Source organism: Herbidospora solisilvae, assembly GCF_009901565.1.
Lineage (GTDB): Bacteria > Actinomycetota > Actinomycetes > Streptosporangiales > Streptosporangiaceae > Herbidospora > Herbidospora solisilvae.
Genome location: NZ_WXEW01000006.1, coordinates 316,688 through 339,776 on the forward strand (window position 1 = coordinate 316,688; position 23,089 = coordinate 339,776).

Genomic DNA, 23,089 nt, shown 5'->3' on the forward strand with positions numbered 1-23,089 from the left:
ATGGGCATGGTGAACACGGTCGGGCTGGTCCTGCATCCGCGCCGCGACTCGAAAGAGGCCATCGACACGATCATCGAGTGGGCTCGCGGACGGGGCGTGACGGTGGTCGGGCTGCCCGAGGAGGTCGGGCGGATCGACTGCAGCGCCCTGCCCGTCGGGCCCGCCGAGCTGGCCGCGCGGTCCGACCTGATGGTCAGCCTCGGCGGCGACGGGACCATGTTGCGGGCGATGCGGCTGATCGCGGGGCTGCCGACGCCGGTCCTCGGGGTCAACCTGGGCAAGCTGGGCTTCCTCGCCGAGATCGACGTCGAGGAGCTGCCTCCGGCGCTGACGGCCATCGACGCCCATGAGCACTTCGTCGAGGCGCGGATGGCCGTCCGGACGCTGCTGCCCGACGACGGCGAGGTGCTGGCGTTCAACGACATCGCGCTGGTCCGGCACCCCGGCGACGGGATGGCGGCCGTGGCGGTGTCGGTGGCGGGGCATCCGTTCGTCCGGCTGGCGGCCGACGCGGTGATCGTGGCTACCTCGACCGGGTCGACGGCCTACAGCTTCTCGGCCGGGGGGCCGATCGTCTCGCCCAACGTCGAGGGGTTCCTCGTGGTGCCGGCGGCGGCCCACTCGACGTTCAACCGGGCGCTGGTGTTGTCGGCCGACGAGGAGGTGACGCTGGAGGTGCTGCCGACCAGCGGCCACATCGCGGTCGAGGTCGACGGGACGATCGCCGGGCACCTGTCTCCCGGGCACCGGATCACCGTCACGGCGGTCCGGGCGGCGGCGCGGGTGGTGCGGCTGGGGTCGACGTCCTTCTACGAGCGGGCCCGGCGGAAGCTGCGCGTCAACGGGAGCGCCGAGGTCGACTAGCCGGTCACCTCGTCGAGGCGGGCCAGCAGGTGGCGGCGTTCCGGCTCGCTGCCGACCAGCTCCAGGGCCGCGCGGAACGCCTCCGCCGCCTCGGCCGGACGGCCCAGCCGGCGCAGCAGCTCGCCCCGGGCGGCCGGGTAGACGTGCAGGCTGCGCAGCCGGGGCTCCCCGGCCAGGGCGTCGAGCAGGGCCAGGCCCGCCTCAGGGCCGTCGCGCATGGCCACGGCGACCGCGCGGTTCAGGTCGACCACCGGCGAGGGGGTCAGCGACCGGAGGACGTCGTACAGGCCGACGATCTGGGGCCAGTCGGTGGGCTCCTCGTCGTGCAGCGCGGCGATGGCCGCCTGCACGCCGTAGGGGCCGGGCGGGCCGCCGGTCAGGGCGGTGACGACCAGGGGCTCGCCTTCGTCGATCATGGCGCGGTCCCACAGGGAGCGGTCCTGGTCTTCGAGGAGGACCAGCCCGCCGTCGGGGCCGGTGCGGGCGGCGCGGCGGGCGTGGGTGAGCAGCAGCAGCGCCAGCAGGCCGGTGACCTCGCGTTCGCCCGGCAGCAGGCGGTGCAGGATGCGGGCCAGGCGCAGCGCCTCCTCGGCCAGGTCGTGGCGGACGAGGTCGGGGCCGGCGCTGGCGGCGTAGCCCTCGGTGAAGATCGAGTAGATCGCCTGGAGCACGCCGGGCAGCCGCGAGGGCAGCTCGTGGGGTTCCGGCACGCGGAACGGGATGCGCGCCACGCTGATCTTCTTCTTGGCCCTGACCAGGCGTTTGGCCATGGTCTCCACCGGCACCAGATAGGCCCGCGCCACCTCGGCCGTCGTCAGCCCGGCCAGGTAGCGCAGCGTGAGCGCGCCCCGGTCGGCCTCCGGGAGAGCGGGGTGGGCGCAGGTGAAGAACAGGCGCAGCCGCTCGTCGGGCAGGGCGCCCTCGAAGACCGGCGGCCCGCTCCGGTCGGCCTCGACCTGGAGCAGGGCCAGCCGGGCGGCGTAGGTCTTGTCGCGGCGGAGCCGGTCGACGGCGCGGCGGCGGGCGGTGGTCATCAGCCAGGCCCCCGGGCTGGCCGGGACACCGTCGGCGGGCCAGTGGAGCAGGGCCGCCTCGATCGCCTCGGAGGTCACCTCTTCGGCCAGGTCGAGGTCGCCGAACCGCCGGACGAGCGCGGCCAGCAGCCGGCCGCGCTCCTCACGGAAGATCGCCTCGACCGACGCGTTGACGTCGCCGGTCATGGACGTCAGGTGTACTCGATGATCGGCCGCACCACCATCGAGCCGCCGTATCGGGCGCCGGGACAGCGGGCCGCCCAGTCGGTGGCGGCGTCGAGGTCGGGCACGTCGATGATGTAGTAGCCGCCGAGCACCTCACGGGCCTCGGCGTAGGGGCCGTCGGTGACGACCTTCTCGCCGCCGTCGGTGATGTGGACGGTGGTCGACAACGACGGCTCCCCCAGGGGGTTGCCGTCGACGTGGATGCCGGCGTCGCGCAGCGACTTGTCGTAGTCGGCCCACTCCTGGAGCGTGCAGGCGTCGCTCGCGCCGTGGATCAGCAGCAGGTACTTCATCAGTACACCTCGCATTCCCGCAGCACGATCGCGCCGCCCTCCCACGAGCCGGGGCAGCGGGCCGCCCAGTCGAGGGCGGCCTCCTTGTCGGGGACGTCGAGCACGTAGTAGCCGCCGAGCACCTCCCGGGTCTCGGCGAACGGGCCGTCGGTCACGACCCGCTCGGCGCCGTCGACGCGGACGGTGGTGGCCTGGGCGACGTCGGTGAGGGACTCGCCGGAGACGTAGACGCCGGCCTCCTTGACCGACTTGTCGTAGTCCATCCAGGCCTCGAAGTCGCCCGCCGCGCCGCCGCTGTAGATCAAGAGCATGTATTTCATCGAGCCAACGCTCCTCGGTTCTTGTGGTCTGACGGGATGACGACGAACGGGCCCTCTTCAGATGGACACCGGAGCCAAGAAAATATTCCGCATGCTCACCGTGCACAACGCCGCCCTTCGCGGCCGCTCCGGCCGGTGGTCGCTGACCGCCGAGCGGGGCCGCGTCACCTCGATCCGCCCCGACTCCGGCCCGACCCCCGCCACCCCCTCGCTCGACGCCGAGGGCAACCTGGTCACCGAGCCCTTCGTCGACGCCCACCTCCACCTCTGCAAGGTCCACACGCTCGACCTGGCGGGCGAGGGGCCGCTGGCGGCGTACACGAAGGGCACCATGGGCGCGGCCATGGACGCCATCGACGGCGCCTCGGCCGTGAAGACCCACCAGACCGAGGAGGCCGTCACCGAGCGCGCCCGCTCGGCCCTGGTCGAGTCGGTCCGCCACGGGGTGCGGGCGGTGCAGGCGTTCGCCGACGTCGACCCGGTGGCCGGGCTGACCGGCGTGCGGGCGCTGCTCGCGCTCAAGGAGGAGTTCCGGGAGTTCGTGGACGTCCGGGTCGTCGCCTTCCCCCAAGACGGCCTGCTGAAGGCCCCCGGCACCGAGGAGCTCGTCGAGCGGGCGGTCGACCTGGGCGCCGACGTGGTCGGCGGCATCCCGTGGATCGAGTTCACCGACGCCGACGCCGCCGAGCACGTGCGGCGCATGGTGGCGCTGGCGCGACGCACCGGGAAGAGGGTCGCGATGCTCGTGGACGACGCGGGCGACCCCGGCCTGCGCACCACCGAGACCCTCGCCGCCGAACTCCTCGCCCAGGACATGACCGGCCGGGCGAGCGCCCAGCACGCCCGCGCGATGGCCCTCTACCCCGAGCCCTACCTGCGCCGGCTGACCGCACTGATCACCAAGGCGGGCCTCGGCCTGGTCAGCGATCCCCACACCGGCCCGCTGCACCTGCCCGTCTTCCCGCTGACCGACGCCGGGGTCCCGGTCGCGCTGGGCCAGGACGACATCGAGGACGCCTACTACCCCTTCGGCCGCCACAACCTGCTGGAGGTCGCCTTCCTGGCCGCGCACGTCCTGGGCCCGAGCCGCCTCGACGACCTGTACGACATGATCACCACCACCGCCGCCCAGGTGATCGGCCGGGACCCGGAGGGCCTGAAGGAGGGCGCGGCGGCCGACTTCGTCGTCCTCGACGGCACGACGATCAGGGAGGCGCTGACCCGCCACAACCCGCCCCGGCACGTCGTCGTGGGCGGCCGGGTGGTCGCCTCGACGAAGTCCGCGACCCACTTTCCCGCGTTCCCCGGAAAATCGGCGTAACCCCCTTTATGGTGAGGTCTCGGTGCGGAGTGACGCGTGTACGGACGGTCACCGCAAGAGACCTTTCCCCTGATGGAGGCCCCGTGCAGGCGGACGACCTGGCCGGGCTGGCGACCGACGAGCGGTTCCGCCTGCTCAAAGCACGGTTCCGGCGACTGGCGCTGACGATCGTTGGAGCGTTCCTGGGCTGGTATTTCCTCTACATCGCCCTGTCGGCGTTCGCCCGCGACTTCATGGCCCTGCCCGCGATCGGCAACGTCAACGTCGCGCTGCTGCTCGGGGTGCTGCAGTTCGTCTCGACGTTCGTGCTGGCCTGGCGCTACACCCGGTACGCCCGGCGCAAGCTCGACCCGCTGTCGGCCGAGCTGCGCGACGAGGCCGGCCAGCGCCAGGCCGAACGCGAACGGGAACGCCGCATCCTGGCCGAGCGCCACCGCATCGAGAACTGGACCCGCCGATGACCATCGGGCTGTTCGCCGTCTTCATCGTGATCACACTCGGGGTGACGGTCTGGGCCCGCGTCAACACCAGGGGCACCGACGACTTCTACGCCGGCGGCCGGGCGTTCTCGGGCGCGCAGAACGGCCTGGCCCTCGCCGGCGACTACATGTCGGCGGCGTCGTTCCTCGGCATCGCCGGCATCATCGCGTTGTCGGGCTACGACGGGTTCCTCTACTCGATCGGCTTCCTGGTGGCGTGGCTGCTGACGCTGCTGCTGGTCGAGCTGATGCGCAACGCGGGCCGGTTCACCATGGCCGACGTGCTCTCCTACCGGGTGGGCAGACGGCCGATGGTGCGCACCGCCGCCGCCGTCTCGACGGTGACCGTCTCGGTGTTCTACCTGGTCGCCCAGATGGTCGGCGCGGGCGCGCTGGTGTCGCTGCTGCTCGGCATCCATCCCGGCGAGACGTTCATGGGCATCTCGCCGGAGGCCGCGCAGGTCATCACGATCCTCGTCGTCGGCATGATGATGATCTTCTACGTCAGCTACGGCGGCATGAAGGGCACCACCTGGGTGCAGATCATCAAGGCCGTGCTGCTGATGGCCGGCACCACCGCGCTGACCGTCCTGGTGCTCAGCCGGTTCGGCTTCAACCTGAGCGAGATGCTGGGCGCGGCCGACGCCCGCAGCGGCCGGCCCGGCCAGTTCCTCAACCCCGGCCAGCGCTACGCCAAGGACGCCGACGGCATCGTCGGCAAACTCGACTTCGCCAGCCTGGCGGTCGCGCTGGTGCTCGGCACCGCCGGGCTCCCGCACATCGTCGGCCGGTTCTTCACCGTGCCCGACGCCCGCGCCGCCCGCACGTCGGTGAACTGGGCGATCGGCCTGGTCGGCGCCTTCTACCTGATGACCCTCGCGCTCGGATTCGGGGCGACCGCGCTGGTCGGCCAGGAGGCCATCACCGCGCAGGACCCGTCGGGCAACACCGCCGCGCTGCAACTGGCGCAGGCGGTCGGCGCGTCGGTCGCCGGCCCGGTCGGCGGCGAGATCCTTCTCGCGTTCATCGGCGCGGTGGCGTTCGCGACCATCCTGGCCGTGGTGTCGGGCCTGGTGCTGGCGTCGTCGACCTCGCTGGCCCACGACTTCTTCGGGCACGTGCTGATGTTCGGCAAGCCGAAGGAGTCGCAGGAGGTCGCGGTTGCCCGCTTCTCGGCGTTCGTCATCGGGGTGTTCGCCGTGTTCCTGGCCGTGCTGGTGCGCGACATGAACGTGGCGTTCCTGGTGGCGCTGGCCTTCGCGATGGCCGCCTCGGCGAACCTGCCCGCGATCGTGTTGTCGTTGTTCTGGCGGCGCTTCAACTCGACCGGGGTGGTCTGCGGCGTCTACGGCGGCCTGCTGGGCTCGATCGTCCTGGTGGCGCTGTCACCGGTGGTGTCGGGCGGCCCGCGTTCGCTGCTGCCCTCGCCGGTCGACTTCCACGTGTTCCCGCTGGAGAACCCCGGCCTGGTGTCGATCCCGTTCGCGTTCCTGTGCGCGGTCGCCGGAACCCTCCTGAGCCGGGAGAAGTCCGACCCGGGCCGCTACTCGGAACTGTCGGTGCGCGCCCTCACCGGCGCCGGGGCCCACGGCCAGCCGACGAAGAATGTCGGTGGTGCTCGTTAGCGTGGCGGCATGGGGGTTCCGCGACGAGGTGTTCGCCCGCCACGGCCTCCGGCCCGAGGTGAGTGTGCTCGGGCCGAAGGCGTTCGCGGTGGCGGGTCAGTCGCCCAGAGCCTCCCAGACCTCCCACAGGTGACCGCTGACCGGCTGGTAATAGGCCTTCACCGTGACCGGGCCCGCGTGCCTGATGGCGTTGCGGAAGGCCGTCGCGCTGCACGGCTTGGTGCCGATGCCGGCGTCCTCGTTCGGCACGTTCGCGGTCCAGCCGTCGGAGCAGCTCTTCGTCACGCGGTTGAAACCGAGGTGGGTGTAGCGCAGCTTCACGGCGGCCTTGCCGGGGCGCTTGAACAGCACCGTCCGGTCGTCGACGCGCTTCATCGTGCCGTAGGCGGTGACCGGGTTGGTCGGGACGGCGAGGAACTCGGCGACCGTGGTGAGCGACGGCGTGATGGTGATCTTGACCGGGGCGGGGCCGAGGCTGAGCACGAACTTGAGGTCGAGGGCGTCGCAGTCGGTGGTGCCCAGGCCCTTCTTGTCCTGCCTGATCCGGCCCTCGGTCTCCTTGAGGTCACACGCGGTGGTGATGCGGCGGAAGCGCACGCCGTCGGTGAAGATCCGGCGCTCCTTCGCGCCCGCGACGGTGGTCAGCTGGTAGCGGCGCACGCCGTGCTGCGTCACGAGCCTGGCCTTGGTCGGGGTGATGCGCAGGTGGTTGGAACCGTCCGCCCAGGCGTAGCCGTAGATGGTCTGTGTCTTCGCGGTGGCGGCGGCGGGTGTGGCCATGAGTGTGCTCGCGGCCAGGGCGGTCACGGCGGCGGCGATCAGCGGGCGGGTCATTCGGTTTCCCCCGGGGGTGGTCGGTTCGTGCTGAAAAACGTCTCTCGGGGAGTGGGACTCGCCGATGACGGTGAAAGTTCATGGCCCTCGACGGCCGTGACGCAACTGGAATCGCCCATGGGGGCGGGATGTTCTAGCAATTCGTGGAGGTAATGAGATGTTCACACTGATGGCCGTGCACGCCCATCCCGACGACGAGGTCATGGGGACCGGCGGCACGTTCGCCCACTACGCCGCCCAGGGCGTGCGCACGGTGCTGGTGACGTGCACCAATGGAGAGCAGGGAGACGGGCCCGACGGGGTCAAACCGGGTGAGCCGGGCCACGACGACGAGGCGGTGGCGAAGATCCGGCTGGCGGAGTTGCGCGAGTCGGCCGCCCATCTGGGCATCTCCGACGTGGAACTGCTCGGCTACCGCGACTCGGGCATGGACGGCTGGGACGGCAACCGCCACGAGCGCGCGTTCGCCAACGTCCCGGTCGACGAGGCGGCCGAGCGGCTGGCCGAGCTGATGCGGACCTACCGGCCGCAGGTCGTGGTCACCTACGACGAGAACGGCGGCTACGGCCACCCCGACCACATCCAGGCCCACCGGGTGGCGGCGCGGGCGGTCGAGCTGAGCGGCGTACCGGCGAAGTTCTACTACACCGCGACCCCGCGCAGCTGGATGAAGGACATGTACGACGGCATGGTCGCCGCCGGCATGGAGACCGAGGGCTGGGACGAGTACGAGAGCTGGACCACCCCCGACGAGGAGATCAGCGCGATCCTCGACACCTCGGCCTACGTCGAGCACAAGATCAAGGCGATCACCGCCCACGGCAGCCAGGGCGACAGCGCGTTCTTCCTGGGCCTGCCGCCCGACGTCCAGCGGAGCATGTTCTCCGGTGAGGCCTACACCCTGGTCAGGTCGACGGTCCCGGCCGCCGACGGCGTCGAGGACGACCTGTTCCGCGGGCTCCGTTAGACCTTGCGGCGGGCGCGTTCGGCGTCGACGTTGAGCGCCGCCCGCACCCCCGCCGGATCGGGCGCCACGCCGGTCCGGCGGATGGTCTCCGAGGTGATCTTCCCGGCCTGGAAGACCTTCGTGGCCTGCACGATCGTCTCCGAGCCGAAGTAGAAGGCGACGGCGACCGTCATGAACTGGCGCAGTGTGTCCCAGAACTCCTTGCGGTCGTCGAGCGGGCCGATGACGAACGCGTAGGTGTTCAGCAGCAGCCACGCCACGAACAGCGCGCCCGCCAGGGCGACCCGCATCTTGCGGACCGACGTGTAGAGGCCGAAGAACGCCACGATGCCGGTCAGCGTGACCGTCGCGCCGACGATCCACTGCTCGGTGAGGGTGGTCGGCACCGTCAGCAGGATCCACGACGTGGTGACCAGCGCCGTGAGCAGCAGACCGGTGAAGACCAGGCCGCGTACCGAGACCTCCTCCGCGTCCCGCGTGTCGGTCAGGGAGAACATCGCGGGGCGCGGCGGCTGCACCGGCTCGGCCATGTGGAACGCTCCTGGGCGTCGATGGTCAGGACAGCCCAGTGTCGGGTCGGCCGGTTAACCCGCGGTTACCGCTTTGAATCGGCCGGGCAACCGATCAATCTCACCGGCCCCGGCGGCGTCGACCGATACGGACACCGGCGTACCGGCGACCACGAACCCGTCAGCGGAGAGCGCGCCGAGGGGCGCGCCGGTCATCGGGCGCAGCTCGACCGTGCCGCCGGGCACGTCGGGGTGGAGGCCGAGCGCGGCGTGGGTGATCACCACGGCGGCCGCCGCCGACCAGGCCTGCGGGCGGCAGGAGGCCGGGTAGGGCACCGGGCGGCCGACCGCGTCGCGGGCGTCGCCGGAGAGCAGTTCGGGCAGCCGGTTCTCGAACGGCTCGGCCGCGGCCAGCAGCCCCTCGGCGAGCACGGCGGCCTCGGCGCCGAAGCCGTCGCGGGCCAGGCCGGCGATGACGATCGCGGTGTCGTGCGGCCAGACCGAGCCGCAGTGGTAGGACAGTGGGCTGAAGCCCTTGTCGGCCGACGACATGGTGCGCAGACCGAACCCGGCCGCCATCTCGGGTGAGGCGAGGAAGGAGGCTACCCGGGCCGACTCCTCGTGGTTGAGGATGCCGGTCCCGAGCAGGTGGCCGATGTTGCTGGTCAGCGCATCGACCGGCCGCTTGTCGCGGTCGAGCGCGAGAGCGGGGTAACCGCCCTCGACCCAGAACCGCTCGCGGAACCTGGTGGCCATCGCGGCGGCGTACGCGCGCCAGACGTCGGCGCCGGGGCGGCCGAAGGCGTCCAGGAGCGCGGCGCCCTTGACGGCGGCCTCGTAGGCGTAGCCCTGGACCTCGGCCAGGGCGATGGGCGGTTCGGCCAAGCGTCCGTCGTGGAACCTGACCGAGTCGCCGGAGTCCTTCCATCCCTGGTTGGCCAGGCCGCGCCCGCTGGTGTCGATGTACTCCAGGAAGCCGTCGCCGTCGGGGTCGGCGTCGGTGGCGAGCCAGCTCAGGGCCGCCTCCATGGCCGGGAGCAGCGCCTCGACCTCCCCGTCGGGCAGGCCCCAGCGCCAGGCGTCGTGCAGCAGCGAGATCCACAGCGGGGTGGCGTCGATCGTGCCGTAGTAGGCGGCCGGGAGCCGGAGGCCGTTCACGGGCACCACGAACTCGCCCCTGCGGAGCTCGTGCATGATCTTGCCGGGGGCCTCGCCGGTCAGCGGGTCGTGCCGGACGCCCTGGCGGCGGGCGAGCACCCGCAGGGTGCCCCGCGCCAGGTCGGTGCCGAGCGGCAGCAGCATGCGGGCGGCCCACAGGCTGTCGCGGCCGAACACGGTCAGGAACCACGGCACGCCCGCGCCCAGGAAGGTGTCGCCGGGGTGGCCGGTCTCGGTGAGGCGCAGGCCGGCGAGGTCGTCGAGGCTCTGCGCGAGAAGTGCCGGGATCCGGCGGTCGGCCGCCGCGACCTTCAGCGGAGACCACTCGACCGGGCCGGCAGGGGCCGCCACGACGGCGGCCGGGTCGGTCACCATCACGCGCCAGCACAAGGTCATGGTCCCGCCGGCTTCGAGGGCCACCTCCCAGCGCAGCTCCCGCCCGCGCACCTCGGCCCCCTCCCCCGTCATCGCCACGGTGGTGCCGCCGGAGGTCCAGGTCAGCTCGCCGCCGACCGGGGTGACCGGTTCGGCGTCGTAGCCCGACTTGACGGTCTCGATGGCCGCCAGGTCGCAGTTCACCCGCATCGCCACGGTCATGGCCACGGGCATGGTCGCGGTCGAGGTGATGGTGATCTCCTCGGCCATGCCGTACGCGCGGATCTCGCGCAGCCGGTCGACGCGCACCACCGGGTCGGGCTGCACGTCGCCGAGCCAGCGCGCCAGCGAGGTGAACCGGCTGCGGCCGGGACCGGCGGCGGCGTGCGCGATGGGCTCGGCCTCCCGGCCGTCGATCAGCAGAACCGCCTCCGAGACGACCCGCCGGTCGGCGTGGAAGGTCCCCTGCACCCCGGCCGCCCGTATCTGGCCGTCGGCCCCGCTGAGCGCGCTCGTGGGCGCCATGACGGTGCTGACCAGGTCGTGCAGGAGCGGCTGCAACCGGACGTCGGTGGCGGAGGGGGAGTCGGCAGGCACGCGGTGGTCCTTCACGAAGTTGTGTCTTGACAGATCAAGAGCAGGGGTGCAGATTGCGAAACAATTCCCTAACTTGAACGATCAAATCATGCATTACTTCGGTTTGATCGTTCAACCCCCGAAAGGTACACAGATGGCCGAAAAGGTGACGATCGCCGACGTGGCGCGCGCCGCGGGCGTATCTCGCCAGACGGTCTCCAACACGCTGAACACCCCCGAGGTGGTCCGTGCGGAGACCCGCCGCCGGGTCCTCGACGTCGTCGAGGAGCTCGGCTACCGGGTCAACCAGGCGGCCCGCCAGATGAGGACCGGCCGGTCGCGGCTGATCGCCGCCCGCATCGACCCCGAGCAGGACGGCATCAACGGCTCGGTCGGCGACCGCTTCCTGCACGGCCTCACCGAGACGGCCGCCCGTGAGGGCTACCGGGTGCTGCTCTATACCGCCGACGGCGACGACGCCGAGACCGCCGCCTTCGACGACCTGCTCGGCGCGTACGAGCCCGACGCGTTCGTGCTGATGGCCACCCACCACGGCGACCGGCGCACGAGCTGGCTGGCCGAGCGCGGGGTGCCGTTCGTCACCTTCGGCCGGGCCTGGAGCGACCCGGCCGCCCCGCACTGCTGGGTCGACGTCGACGGCGCCGCCGGCACCGAGGCCGCCACCCGCCACCTGCTCGCCCAGGGCCACCGCCGGATCGGCTTCCTCGGCTGGCCCGAGGGCTCCGGCGTCGGCGACGACCGGCGGGAGGGCTGGCGGCGGGCGCTGGCCGAGGTCGGCCTCGGCGTCACCGGCCTGCACCGCGAGACCGAGGACGACGTCGCCCCCGGCGAACACGCCGCCCGCGACCTGCTCGACCGCGACCCCGGGATCACCGCCCTGGTCTGCGCCAGCGACTCGCTCGCGCTCGGCGCCCTGCACGTCGCGCGCGCCCCCGGCCCCGCCTGGCTCGCGGGCGGCCAGTCCCACCGTCCCGTCGCGGTCGTCGGCTTCGACGACACCCCGGTCGCCAAGGCGATCGGTCTCACGAGTGTCCGCCAGCCGATCGCGGAGGTGGCGTCGAGCTGCCTGCGGCTGCTGGCCACCCGGCTCGACGGAGGCGCGGGGGCGCCTCCGGAGTACCTCCTGCTTCCGCCCTCCCTGGTCGTCCGCGCGTCGGGCTGACCGGTCACCACCCCGAAGAAGAGAAACAAAGGAAACGCGATGAAGCGCAGCAACGTCCGGAAGGCGGCCCTGTCGGCGGCCGTCGGCGCCGTCCTGTTGTCCTCCTCCGCATGCGGCGGCGGCAGTGGTTTCGAGGAGACCGACGACCCGGCCGCGCAGCCGAGCCAGGCCTCGGCCGGCCCCGCCCAGCTGCAGGTTCTCATCGGCTCCTCCGGCGACGCCGAGACCAAGGCGGTGACCGACGCCGCCGCCGCGTGGGGCGCGGCCACCGGCAACACCGCGACCGTGACCCCGGCGCAGGACCTCGGCCAGCAGCTCGGCCAGGCCTTCGCGGGCGACACCCCGCCCGACGTGTTCTACGTGGACGCCGGCCGCTTCGCCGACTACGCCAGCGTCGGCGCGCTGGAGCCGTACGGCGACCGGATCACCAACCCGACCGACTTCTACGAGAGCCTGCGCACCACCTTCACCTTCGACGGCAAGTTCTACTGCGCGCCCAAGGACTTCTCCACCCTGGCGCTCATCGTGAACACCGACCTGTGGAGCAAGGCCGGGCTGACCGACGCCGACATCCCCACCACGTGGGACCAGCTCACCGCGGTCGGCGAGAAGCTGAAGGCCAAGGACATCACCCCGCTGGCGCTGGGCGACACGCGTGACCGGGTGGGCGCGTTCATGGTGCAGGCGGGCGGCTGGATCACCAGCGCCGACGGCAAGACCGCCACGGCCGACTCCCCCGAGAACCTGGAAGCCCTGACGTACGTCCAGAAGCTGGTCAAGGACAAGACCGCCCAGTACCCCAAGCAGCTCAGCGCGGGCTGGGGCGGCGAGGCGTTCGGCAAGGGCAGCGCGGCCATGACGATCGAGGGCAACTGGATCAAGGGCGCGCTGACCAACGACTACCCCGACGTGAAGTACAGCGTCCACGAGCTCCCGGCCGGGCCGGCGGGCAAGGGCACCCTGTCGTTCACCACCTGCTGGGGCATCGCCGCCAAGTCCAAGAACAAGGAGGCGGCCATCAGCTTCGTCGAGGCGATGACCACCGCCGAGCAGCAGATGACCTACGCCAAGGCGTTCGGCGTCATGCCCTCGCGCCAGTCGGCCAAGGACGCCTACACCGCCGAGTTCCCGGACGACGCCCCGTTCGTGAACGGCGCCGAGTACGCCCACGGCCCGGTGAACGCCCCCAAGATGGACAGCGTGCTGGCCGACTTCGACACGGGCATCCAGCAGCTCACCTCCATCGTGCCCAAGACGCTGCTCGAGCGGGTGCAGAAGAACACCCAGGCCGCGCTCGGCAACTAGGCAAGTCTCCGCGTCCGGCACTCATCGGGGAGGGTGCCGGGCGCGGTCGTCCCGCGCAAGAGGAGGTACCGCCCATGCGGCTCTCGGCGAAGGCCAGGGAGAACATCGCGGGCTGGTTGTTCGTCGCCCCGGTGATCGTGATCCTGGGCCTGTTCATGCTGCTGCCGATCCTGATGGCGATGTGGGTCAGCCTCACCGGCTGGAACGGGCAGGGCAGCCCGTTCAAGTCGGGCGTCCCGTTCGTCGGCTTCGACAACTACGCGAGGTTGTTCACCGAAGAGGGGCTGACGCGGCAGGACTTCATGACCAGCGTGCGCAACAACATCTACTACGTCGGCATCGTCGTGCCGGTGCAGACGGTGCTCGCGCTGGGCCTGGCGCTGGTGGTCAACTCGCGGATGCTGAAGGGCAAGGGCTTCTTCCGGGCCGCGTTCTTCTTCCCGTCGGTGACCAGCTCGGTCGCGATCAGCGTGGTCTTCCTGTTCATCTTCGCCAGCTCGGGCGCGGTGAACAACCTGCTGGCGTTCTTCGGGATCCAGGGCCCGCAGTGGTTCGCGGACGCGCGCGGCATCCTGCACCTGGCCCTCGGCGGCCTCGGCCTGGTCGACGTGGACAACCCGCCGGCGTGGCTGACCGGCGGCGGCCCGTTCGGGCTGAGCTGGTGGGAGTGGCTGGCCGGTCCGTCGGTGGCGATGTCGACGATCATGCTCTTGGTCATCTGGACGACCTCGGGAACGTTCATGCTGATGTTCCTGGCCGCCCTCCAGGACATCCCGGTCACCCTCGAAGAGGCCTCGATGCTCGACGGCGCGGGCCGCTGGAAGCGCCTGCGGTACGTCACGCTCCCGATGCTGAAGCCGACCCTGTTCCTGGTCCTGACCATGGGCATCATCGCCACCTGGCAGGTCTTCGACCAGGTGTACGTCATGAGCCAGGGCGCCCCCGGCAAGACGACGCTGACGCCGGCGTACCTGTCCTACACGCAGGCGTTCGACAACTTCGAGTACGGCACCGGGACGGCCATCTCGTTCGTGCTGTTCGCGATCATCGTGCTGTTCACGATCGTGCAGCGGTGGTTGCTGAGGGAAAGGAACGCCTGATGGCCACCGTCAGGGCCGACCACGGGGCGCGGACCGTGGCGTCGACGTTCGTCGGCTACTTCATCCTGATCTTCTTCGCGCTGGTCTTCATCTACCCGTTCGTCATCCAGCTCTCGGCGTCGTTCAAGACCGAGCCGAACGCGGCGCTCAACCCGCTGAACCCGGTGCCCGACCCGTTCGTCACCGACGCCTACCACAAGGTGTTCCTCAGCACCGACATGCCGCTGTGGCTGGGCAACTCGCTCATCGTGACGATCGCGATCACGCTGGGCCGGGTGCTGCTCGACTCGATGGCCGGCTACGCGCTGGCGCGGCTGCGCTTTCGGGGCCGCAAGGCGCTGTTCTCGGCCGTGATCGCCATCCTGGCGGTCCCGGGCGTCGTGTTGTTCATCCCGAAGTTCCTGGTGCTCAAGCAGTTCGGCATGTACGACACGTACACGGCCCTGATCCTGCCGATCATCGCCGACGCGGGCGGCGTGTTCATCATGAAGCAGTTCTTCGAGTCGATCCCCCGCAGCGTGGAGGAGGCGGCCCGGATCGACGGCGCCGGCACGTGGCGCACGTTCTGGTCGGTGGTGCTGCCGATGGGCCGCCCGGCGCTGATCACGCTGACGATCATCTCGTTCCAGAGCTCGTGGAACGAGCTCCCCCACAGCCTCGTGGCGGTGCAGAGCCCCGATCTCTACACGCTGCCGCGAGGCCTGGCGGTGCTGGTCAGCGGATCGCTGGGATCGGGCAACCAGTATCCGCTCAAGCTGGGCGCGGCGGTGCTGGCGACGATCCCGGTCGCGATCATCTTCGTGGTGTTCCAGCGTTACTTCGTGCGCGGCGCCAACGAGGGGGCCGACAAGTAGTACCAGACGGCGAGCTGGACCAGGGCGAGCGTGAGGGCGAAGGGCATCAGCGCCTGCATGCCGACGCCCTGGCCCAGCGCCCCGGCCGTCCACGGCAGCAGCGAGCCGCCGATGACCGACCCGCCGTTGAGCACCCCGATGGCGGTCGGCACCAGCCGGGCCGGCAGCAGCTCGGGCAGGATCGCCATCGTGGTCGGGAACAGCGGGCCGAGGAAGAACCCGAGCAGCACGAACCCGGCCACCGGCACGACGCCGAGCCAGATCAGCACGGTCGAGGCGGCGACGCCGACGCAGCACCAGAGCGTCGTCCGCGCCGGGGTCAGGCCGAGCCTGCTCGCGACGGGGCTGATGACGAACCGGCCCGCGGTGAGCCCGGCCCAGTAGCCGCTGACCGCGTAACCGGCGATCAGGTGGGTCTCCAGGTTGACCTCACGCAGGTAGGAGTAGGCCCAGTTGCCCACCCCGATCTCCACGCCCAAGTAGACCGTGAGGAACACCGACGCGAGCAGGACGTACTTGTTGCGCAGCGCGGTCGGCAGCAGGCCGCGCTCCTTCTCCTCTTTTTCCTGTACGACCCTCTTCGGGAACGTCAGGTAGAAGGCGACCCCCAGGAGGGCGGTCGCCACGGCCAGCCCCCACCAGACGGCCGTCCAGGGGGCGTAGCCGAGGGTCAGCGCCGCGACGGCCGGGCCGGCCAGGGCGCCGACGCCGAAGAAGGCGTGCAGCCGGTTGAGCAGGGTGGCCGCGTCGGGGAGCGCCGCCAGGTGCACGTTCAGCACCGATTCGAGCACCCCCACCCCGTACCCGCAGAAGCCCTGGGCGGCGATCAGCACCCAGAACGACGGCCGCGCCGCCGTGACGACGGCGGCGAGCACGAACACCCCGCTGCCCGCGACGAGCGCCAGCCGCAGCCCCAGCCGCTCGATCAGCGCGCCGTTGGTGAGCCCGGCCAGCAGGAACCCGGCCGAGTTGGTGAAGAAACCGAGCCCGATCAGGGCCTTGTCGACGCCGTAGTCGTCGATCTGCGCGGGTAACAACACCCCGCCGACCGCGGCGCCGATCCCGACGAGGACGAACGCCGCGTAGGAGAGATAAATCGAGGAACGCATCCCAGGGGACCCCATCTGAGAGGAGTGGCGTTGGGAGCGCTCAAGAACATTAACTCAAAAGCCGCCGTTGTTCCTCTTCGATGATCTGGTGCGCGAGCGCCTGTTCCGAGATGTCGACGGCGGCCGGGCTCGACTCGGCCAGATCGCTGCGGCGGGCGTACTCGTCGAAGCTCCGCGTCTTGGCCGCGAGGATCTCCAGCAGCCGCTGGTCGACCGAGTCGACGGCGAGCAGCCGGTGCACCTGGACCTTCCGGGTCTGCCCCATGCGGTGGGCGCGCGCGATGGCCTGGGTCTCGGTCGACGGCTTGAGCTGCGGCTCACAGATGATCACCACGGAGGCGGCCTGGAGGTTCAGCCCCACCCCGCCGGCCACGATCTGGCTCAGCAACACGGCGTGGCCGTCGGCGGCCGAGAACGCGTCGACGAGTTCCTGGCGGCGGTCGGGATCGAGGTCGCCGGTGAGCTTGTGCGGGGTGCCCAGGGTCTGCTCGACGGCGTCGAGCACGTCGCGGAAATAGGAGAACACGATCACCTTCAGCCCGTTGGCCTCGGCGTCCTCGACGAGCTCGGTGAGCCGCTTGAGCTTGGCCGACGTCGCCGGATGGGCGAACGCGGCACGGCGCATCCTCGGGAAGTGCCGGTCGGCGACCGCCTGACGGTAGGCGTCGAGGTCGTCGCCGGAGAACTCGACCCACTCGTCGGCCTCTACCCGGTCGGGCAGCTCGTGCAGGACGTCCTCCTGGTTCCGGCGCAGGTAGGTCGCGGCCACCGACTTGCGGAACGCCTGCGGCCCGCCCCGGCTGATCTCCAGCCCGGGGTCGACGTGGGCGACCAGGGCGCGGAACTCCTCGACGCGGTTCTCCATCGGCGTGCCGGTCAGGAACAGCACCCGCTCGACGACGCGGCACCAGGCGGCCACCGCCCCGGCCCGTTTGGTGGCCGGGTTCTTGACGTAGTGGGCCTCGTCGACGACCAGCATCGCGACGTCGGGCGTGGGCGTCAGCCGGTGGAGCCCGTCGAGCGTGACGACGGCGACGCCGCCCTCCTTCTCCCACTCGTCGAGGGCGGCCTCGCGGCGCGTCCCGTGGATCTTCTGCGCCTTCAGCGTGCTGCGCGTCTCGATCTCGCGCACCCAGTTGACGACGACACTGGCCGGGCAGACGACCAGGAACCGGCTCGCCCCTTCGGCCGCCAGATGGGCGAGCGCGGCGATGGCCTCGATGGACTTGCCGAGCCCCATCTCGTCCCCGATGATCACCCGCTTCTGCGCGAGCGCGAACCGCGCCCCGAACGACTGGTAGCCGCGCAACGACACCCGGCGGAAGGTGTCGTCGAGCGGCTGCGCGTTCACCCGGGCCAGGACGTCGTCGGGCAGCACTCCTTCGGTGACCCGCTCCCCCGCGAGGTCGGCGAGCAGGGCGTAGTAGTCGGCCGACCGGTGCTCGAAATCGGCCCACGCTTCGTGACCACTCGACGGCGGCCGGAGCAGATCGGTGATGGCCTGCGGAAACTCCCTGCCGGCCCGGGTCGCGTCGTCGAGCAGCGCGTCGATCGCCGCGACGGCCTCGTGGGCTTCGGCCCGGCGCCGCCTGCCGGTGGTGACCAGCCGCCACCGGGAACGGGCGGGATGGGCGGCCCTCAGGAGGGGCGTGAGGGTGGCGTCGACGTCACGGGCGGCCCTGACGTGAAAGGGCAACTCGGTCCCCACGTCGAGGAGCCGCTTCAGCGCGACGACGAGGGCCTCGGACATCCAGTCGCCGCGCTCGATCCGCACGCTCGCCAGCTGCCGGGCGGCCTCCTCGATCTGGTCGGCCGCGGCCTTGATCTGCCGGGCGGTCTGCGCGCCGACGCCCGGGAGCTGCTGGAGACGGTAGGCCGACAGGTCGTGGACCTGGAGGACCGTGGTGATGCCGGAACGTTCGAGCATGCCGGTGCGCAGGCGTCCGCCGGTGACGTCCTTGAGCCGGGCGACGGGCATCTGCTCCAGGTCGTCGCGGACGGTGTGCCGGCGGAGGGTGTCGAGGGCGCTGAGGGCCCCGGCCTGGACGGCGGCGTGGTCGGCGAGGAGGGTGCGGGCATTGCGCACCAGGGCCTCCGCGACGCGGCAGAGGTCGTCGGCTTCGCGTACACCCATGATCCCTCCTCTGCCCGGAAAGCTACCGAACAGGCCGGCCCGGTTGGATACGGTGCCGGCCATGACGGAACTCGCGCCCGGCGTCTACGAGAAACTCGTCACTGAAGGATGGCAGCGGCAGCTAACGAAACATGGCGATTTGGCCCAGTCGCGCCGTCTCGATCCGGCCGAGTCGGCCGACGTGCTGACCGCTCATCTCGCCTCGCTGGTCCGGCGGCGGCTGCGCGCCGTGCGGGGCACCGACGAGGAACGGCTCGCGGAGCAACTCGCCATCGCGAACGAGCTGGCCGCGCTCGTCGGCGACCCCGACGACCAGGCGGTCGACGATCTGCTGCTGGCGGTGACGCAGACCCGGACCCCCGACGGGAAGGCGGTGTTCCCCATCCGGCCGAGCACTCCGCTCGGCGCGAGCGCGCTGCTGGTCAACGGGCACGGGCAGCCCAACGTGGGCAGCGAGCTGCGCAAGGAGATCGGCTCGGCCGACCGGATCGACCTGCTGTGCGCGTTCATCCGGTGGCCGGGGGTGCGGATCCTGGAACGCGAGCTGGCCGAGTTCGTGCGCCGGGGTGGCGAGTTACGGGTCATCACCACGACCTACCGGGGGGCGACCGAACGGCGGGCCCTCGATCGGCTGGTGGAGCTGGGAGCGACCGTCAAGATCTCGTACGAGACCAGGACCACCCGCCTGCACGCCAAGGCGTGGTTGTTCCGCCGGATGTCGGGCTACTCGACGGCCTATGTCGGCTCGTCGAACCTGTCGAAGTCGGCGCTGGTCGACGGGCTGGAGTGGAACGTCCGGTTGTCGGCCATGGAGCAGGCCCACCTGCTCGACACGTTCGCGGCCACCTTCGAGGAGTACTGGGCCGATCCGTCGTTCGAGACCTACGACCCGGCCCGCGACCACGACCTGCTCGACCGGGCGCTCGGCCAGCAGCGGTTCGCCGACCGGGAGATCCTCACCACGATCGACGTCCGGCCCTACGGGTACCAGGCCGAGGTGCTGGCCGACCTTTCGGCCGAACGTGCGCTGCACGACCGGTGGCGCAACCTCGTCGTGATGGCGACCGGGACCGGCAAGACGATCGTGTCGGCGCTCGACTACCGGCGGCTGCGGGCCGAGGGCACGGTCGACTCGTTGTTGTTCGTGGCCCACACGAAGGAGATCCTCGGGCAGAGTCGCGAGGTGTTCCGGCAGGTCATGCGGGACGGGTCGTTCGGCGAACTGCTGGTCGACGGGCAGCGGCCCACCGAGTGGCGGCACGTGTTCGCCTCCATCCAGTCGTTGGCCCGGCTCGACCCCTTCGACGCCGACATGGTGATCGTCGACGAGTTCCACCACTCGGCCGCCACGACGTACACGCGGCTGCTCGACCGGATCACGCCGCGGGTGCTGCTCGGGCTGACGGCGACGCCGGAACGCTCCGACGGGCAGGACGTGCTGCACTGGTTCGGCGGGCGGATCGCTTCCGAGCTGCGGTTGTGGGAGGCGATCGAACGGCAGCTGCTCGCGCCGTTCCAGTACTTCGGGGTGCACGACGGCGTCGACCTGGCCGACGTGCCGTGGCGGCGGGGGCAGGGTTATGACCTGGCGTCGTTGAGCGAGGTCTACACCGGCAACGACGCCCGGGTGCGGCTGGTGCTGCGGGCGCTGCGCGACAAGGTGGGCGACCCGCGCGGGATGCGGGCGCTCGGGTTCTGCGTGAGCATCGCGCACGCCGAGTTCATGGCCGCCCGGTTCACCGAGGCGGGCATCCCGGCCGTGGCCGTCACCTCGCGCACGCCCGACCGGGCCGCGGCGATCAGGGCGCTGGCCGAGCGGACCGTCAACGTCGTGTTCACCGTCGACCTGTTCAACGAGGGCGTCGACATCCCGGCGATCGACACGGTGCTGTTCCTGCGGCCGACCGACAGCGCGACGGTGTTCCTGCAGCAGCTTGGGCGAGGGCTGCGGTTGGCCGAGGGCAAGGCGTGCCTGACGGTGCTCGACTTCATCGGCAACCAGCACCGGGAGTTCCGGTTCGACCGGCGGTTCCGGGCGCTGACCGGGGTGCGGCGGACCGACGTGGTCGCCGAGGTCGAGGCGCAGTTTCCCACCCTGCCCGCCGGGTGCCACATCGACCTCGACCGCGAGGTCTCCCGGCTGGTGCTGGCCAATCTGCGGACCACCCTCAGCATGCGCTGGCCGGCCATCGTCTCCGAGCTGCGCCAGTTGCCTGAGGACACCCGTCTGACCGGTTTCCTGGAGGCGACCGGGATCGACCTGGACGACCTCTATCGGGGCAACCGTCTCGGCTGGTCGGACCTCCTCCGGGCCGCCGGGCGCGGGCTCCCGCCGGGGCCTGAGGACAAGCGGATCGGGAACGCCCTGGGGCGGGTCCTGCACGTCGACGACGCCGAACGGCTCGACTTCATCGCCCACGCCGTACGGGGCGGCCCGCCCCGGAGCGTCCGGGAACAGCGGTTGCTGGCGATGTTGCGGACGACCGGCCTCGCCGACCTCCGCGAGCATCCCGACCGGGCCGGGGAACTCCTTGAGCTGACCTCACTGTTGGCCGAGCGCAGGCATCGGGTCACCCACGCCGCCGAGGGCGCGGTTCCGCTGCATGTGCATGCGACGTACACGAAGAACGAGGCTCTCGCCGCCTTCGGGGTCGCCAGGCCGGAACACATGCGGGAGGGGGTGGCCTTCGTGCGCGACGCCCGGGCCGACGTCTTCTTCGTGACCATCGACAAATCCGCCACGCATTATTCGCCGACCACGATGTACGCCGACCGCGCCATCACCGACACCCTGTTCCAATGGGAGTCGCAGTCAGGACTCCGGCGGAACACCCCGACGGCCGACCGTTATCGTTCCGGTGAGACGACGGTGCATCTGTTCATCCGGGAGACAAAACAGGGCGCGCCGCCCTATCTCTACGCCGGGCCGATGACCTACCTGTCCGACGAGGGGGAACGTCCCGTCAGGTTCCGGTGGGAGTTGCGGCATCCGCTGCCGCCGGACGTCTTCCACTTCGCGAAGGTCACCGCCGGATGAAGTGGCCCGTTCTCGTTTCCGTTCACGCTGGGAAATGCACCACTAAGCCGCGAACACCATTTACGGAATCCTCGATTCGGGTGCGGAAAAGTTAGCGTTGTGCGCTCCTTCTCTCCCCATCCAAGGATCCGCATGCATCCCGTTCCCGTCCGCCCCGCCCGCGGGCTCGCCGTCGTGACCACGGTCGCGATCGCCCTCAATCTGCTCGTCGAGGCCGCCGCCGTCTTCGTCAGCCTCGACCTCTACCAGAAGATCGGCGAGGTGATCGCGAGCCCGCTCGACTTCGACGTGGCCGCGGTGACCGAGAGCGCCGAACTCTACGACTTCACCGGCATCCTCCAGGGCGGCACCCTGCTGCTGGCCGGGATCTTCTACTGGGTCTGGCTGTTCCGGGTCCGCACGAACGCCCAAGCTCTGGCGCCGCACGTCAAACAGCGGCTCGGCGGGTTCTGGCTGGTCTTCGGGTGGATCGTCCCGATCGTCTCGTTCTGGTTCCCCAAGCAGATCGTGGACGACATCTGGACCGCCTCCCACCCGCAGCAGCACAAGCCCGGAGGGCTGGTGACGACCTGGTGGGTGACGTGGGTGCTGGCGGTGTTCGGCTCCAACCTGGTCGCCCGGTTCCTGATCGGCGGCTCGGAGCTGCCCGACCTGCGGAACGCCGCGCTGGTGGAGATGCTGGTCTTCCCACTGATCCTGGTGTCCGGGGTCCTCGCCATCGTGGTGGTCAACCGGATCACCTCGTTGCAGAGGCTCCCCCGGCCCGTGGCGCCGTACCTCAACTAGGTCAGTGGCCGGGGTAGCGGTCGCCGGGCGCGCCGCCCGCGGTCATCTCGCTCACGAAGTCGTCGGCGAGCCGCTCGATCGTGTCGCGGCCCTCCACCCGGTCGATCCACGCGGCCGGGATGCGCACGCCCTCGGCGCCGAGCAGGTTGCCGCAGACGGAGCCGGTGGAGTCGCTGTCGCCCGAGTGGTTGACGGCCAGGACGAGCCCCTCGGTGAACGACCCGCCGACGAGGGCGCAGTAGACGCCGATGGCCAGCGCCTCCTCGGCCACCCACGCCTCGCCCAGCGACTCGACCTTCTCCGGCGACGGCGGCCCGGTGTGGGCGAGGGCGACGGCGGCCCGCAGGGCGTCGGCCGTGGCGTCGTCGTCGATGAGCGGGAGCGTGGCCGCGACGGCGTTCTCCAGCGTGGTGTCGTTCACGAGATGGTGGACGATCGCCGCCAGCGCGCCCGCGGAGGCGGCGGCCGTGGGGTGGCCGTGGGTGAGCCGCGAGCATTCGGCCGCCCACGCGTAGGCCTGGCCGACCGGCCACGGGCCGAGCCCGAAGGGGGCCGAGCGCATGACCGTGCCGCAGCCCTTCGAATCGGCGTTGACCTGGCCGCGCAGGCCCGACAGGCACGCGTTGCCGGGGGCGCGACGGGCGTAGAGCCAGGTCTGCTCGCGCAACCAGCCGGTGCGGTGGAGGAGGTCACCCGGGTCGGGCGGGGCGGGGTGGTCCTGGGTGTCGAGCCAGCGCAGGTAGGCGTGCCGGACGACCGAGGGGACGTGAACGTGGCCGCGCTCTCGGTCGCGGACGGAGCCGCGGATGAGGCCCTCGACGGTGAAGAGGGTCATCTGGGTGTCGTCGGTGACCAGGCCGTCGGTCAGGTCGGTGATGCCGCCGGGGCCGTAGTGGGCGCGGATGCGGCCGAGGGAGTCGAACTCGACGGGGGCGCCCAGCGCGTCGCCGACGGCGCCGCCGATAAGACAACCGCGAACACGGCCGGGTTTCATAGGGCCT

General features: G+C 71.0%; 20 protein-coding genes. 11 read left to right on the forward strand and 9 right to left on the reverse strand.

The annotated features are described in order from the left end of the window. On the forward strand, positions 1–864 hold the full coding sequence (locus GT755_RS21490) for an NAD(+)/NADH kinase (RefSeq protein ID WP_235967006.1): 864 nt from the start codon (positions 1–3) through the stop codon (positions 862–864). Here GT755_RS21490 and GT755_RS21495 read toward each other — a convergent pair. The 3 genes from GT755_RS21495 to GT755_RS21505 are packed head-to-tail and all read right to left on the reverse strand — an operon-like array spanning position 861 to position 2,736. Next, a complete protein-coding gene (locus tag GT755_RS21495; protein WP_161481456.1) occupies positions 861–2,084 on the reverse strand; it encodes an RNA polymerase sigma factor in 1,224 nt (407 codons plus the stop codon). The genes GT755_RS21490 and GT755_RS21495 overlap by 4 nt on opposite strands. Positions 2,085–2,089: 5 nt before the next feature. Next, complete coding sequence (locus GT755_RS21500) at positions 2,090–2,416, reverse strand: YciI family protein (RefSeq protein ID WP_161481457.1); 327 nt, start codon at positions 2,414–2,416, stop codon at positions 2,090–2,092. Continuing rightward, positions 2,416–2,736 (reverse strand): YciI family protein, encoded by a 321-nt coding sequence (locus GT755_RS21505; protein ID WP_161481458.1) that lies wholly within the window; start codon positions 2,734–2,736, stop codon positions 2,416–2,418. Before GT755_RS21505 ends, GT755_RS21500 begins: the two co-directional genes overlap by 1 nt. Before the next feature lie 91 nt (positions 2,737–2,827). Here GT755_RS21505 and GT755_RS21510 point away from each other — a divergent pair, with 91 nt between their 5' ends. From GT755_RS21510 to GT755_RS21520, 3 genes are all read left to right on the forward strand, one after another. Then, positions 2,828–4,057, forward strand: a complete 1,230-nt coding sequence (locus GT755_RS21510) for an amidohydrolase family protein (RefSeq protein ID WP_161481459.1) — start codon at positions 2,828–2,830, stop codon at positions 4,055–4,057. Positions 4,058–4,140: 83 nt separating this feature from the next. Then, positions 4,141–4,518, forward strand: coding sequence for a DUF485 domain-containing protein (locus GT755_RS21515; RefSeq protein ID WP_063765536.1), 378 nt, complete (start codon positions 4,141–4,143; stop codon positions 4,516–4,518). Then, positions 4,515–6,161: a solute symporter family protein gene (locus tag GT755_RS21520; RefSeq protein WP_161481461.1), complete on the forward strand. Its 1,647-nt coding sequence runs from the start codon at positions 4,515–4,517 to the stop codon at positions 6,159–6,161. Before GT755_RS21515 ends, GT755_RS21520 begins: the two co-directional genes overlap by 4 nt. A 96-nt stretch (positions 6,162–6,257) precedes the next feature. On the opposite strand, the gene GT755_RS21525 is transcribed toward GT755_RS21520, so the two are convergent. Next, positions 6,258–6,995 carry a hypothetical protein gene (locus GT755_RS21525; protein ID WP_161481462.1) on the reverse strand — a complete coding sequence of 246 codons (738 nt, stop codon included), beginning with the start codon at positions 6,993–6,995 and terminating at the stop codon, positions 6,258–6,260. A gap of 157 nt (positions 6,996–7,152) precedes the next feature. Between GT755_RS21525 and GT755_RS21530 the strand changes: the two genes are divergently transcribed. Next, complete coding sequence (locus tag GT755_RS21530) at positions 7,153–7,962, forward strand: PIG-L family deacetylase (RefSeq protein ID WP_161481463.1); 810 nt, start codon at positions 7,153–7,155, stop codon at positions 7,960–7,962. Here the strand turns inward: GT755_RS21530 and GT755_RS21535 are convergent. Further along, entirely contained in the window at positions 7,959–8,492 is a 534-nt protein-coding gene (locus GT755_RS21535) for a hypothetical protein (RefSeq protein ID WP_161481464.1), read from the reverse strand. The genes GT755_RS21530 and GT755_RS21535 overlap by 4 nt on opposite strands. A gap of 54 nt (positions 8,493–8,546) precedes the next feature. Then, positions 8,547–10,601: an amylo-alpha-1,6-glucosidase gene (locus GT755_RS21540; protein ID WP_328794446.1), complete on the reverse strand. Its 2,055-nt coding sequence runs from the start codon at positions 10,599–10,601 to the stop codon at positions 8,547–8,549. A 133-nt stretch (positions 10,602–10,734) separates the two neighbouring features. Between GT755_RS21540 and GT755_RS21545 the strand changes: the two genes are divergently transcribed. The 4 genes from GT755_RS21545 to GT755_RS21560 all read left to right on the forward strand — a co-directional run bounded on the left by GT755_RS21545 (position 10,735) and on the right by GT755_RS21560 (position 15,022). After that, the gene (locus tag GT755_RS21545) at positions 10,735–11,763 is read left to right on the forward strand and encodes a LacI family DNA-binding transcriptional regulator (RefSeq protein WP_161481465.1); all 1,029 of its coding nucleotides are present in this window, start codon (positions 10,735–10,737) and stop codon (positions 11,761–11,763) included. A gap of 39 nt (positions 11,764–11,802) precedes the next feature. Beyond that, positions 11,803–13,068, forward strand: a complete 1,266-nt coding sequence (locus tag GT755_RS21550) for a sugar ABC transporter substrate-binding protein (RefSeq protein WP_161481466.1) — start codon at positions 11,803–11,805, stop codon at positions 13,066–13,068. 74 nt (positions 13,069–13,142) lie between these two features. Beyond that, positions 13,143–14,168 carry a carbohydrate ABC transporter permease gene (locus GT755_RS21555; RefSeq protein WP_161481467.1) on the forward strand — a complete coding sequence of 342 codons (1,026 nt, stop codon included), beginning with the start codon at positions 13,143–13,145 and terminating at the stop codon, positions 14,166–14,168. Beyond that, entirely contained in the window at positions 14,168–15,022 is an 855-nt protein-coding gene (locus tag GT755_RS21560; protein ID WP_062438616.1) for a carbohydrate ABC transporter permease, read from the forward strand. Before GT755_RS21555 ends, GT755_RS21560 begins: the two co-directional genes overlap by 1 nt. Here GT755_RS21560 and GT755_RS21565 read toward each other — a convergent pair. Together GT755_RS21565 and GT755_RS21570 are read right to left on the reverse strand one after the other, a co-directional pair. Beyond that, positions 14,983–16,131 (reverse strand): MFS transporter, encoded by a 1,149-nt coding sequence (locus GT755_RS21565; RefSeq protein ID WP_161481468.1) that lies wholly within the window; start codon positions 16,129–16,131, stop codon positions 14,983–14,985. The genes GT755_RS21560 and GT755_RS21565 overlap by 40 nt on opposite strands. A 49-nt stretch (positions 16,132–16,180) precedes the next feature. After that, positions 16,181–18,265 carry a DEAD/DEAH box helicase gene (locus GT755_RS21570; RefSeq protein WP_161481469.1) on the reverse strand — a complete coding sequence of 695 codons (2,085 nt, stop codon included), beginning with the start codon at positions 18,263–18,265 and terminating at the stop codon, positions 16,181–16,183. 61 nt (positions 18,266–18,326) lie between these two features. Between GT755_RS21570 and GT755_RS21575 the strand changes: the two genes are divergently transcribed. Both GT755_RS21575 and GT755_RS21580 read left to right on the forward strand, forming a co-directional pair. Further along, positions 18,327–21,302 carry a DEAD/DEAH box helicase gene (locus GT755_RS21575; protein ID WP_161481470.1) on the forward strand — a complete coding sequence of 992 codons (2,976 nt, stop codon included), beginning with the start codon at positions 18,327–18,329 and terminating at the stop codon, positions 21,300–21,302. Positions 21,303–21,434: 132 nt separating this feature from the next. Next, positions 21,435–22,088 carry a DUF4328 domain-containing protein gene (locus GT755_RS21580; protein ID WP_161481471.1) on the forward strand — a complete coding sequence of 218 codons (654 nt, stop codon included), beginning with the start codon at positions 21,435–21,437 and terminating at the stop codon, positions 22,086–22,088. 1 nt (position 22,089) lies between these two features. Here GT755_RS21580 and GT755_RS21585 read toward each other — a convergent pair whose 3' ends face one another. Then, complete coding sequence (locus GT755_RS21585; RefSeq protein WP_161481472.1) at positions 22,090–23,082, reverse strand: ADP-ribosylglycohydrolase family protein; 993 nt, start codon at positions 23,080–23,082, stop codon at positions 22,090–22,092. Positions 23,083–23,089: the final 7 nt, after the last annotated feature.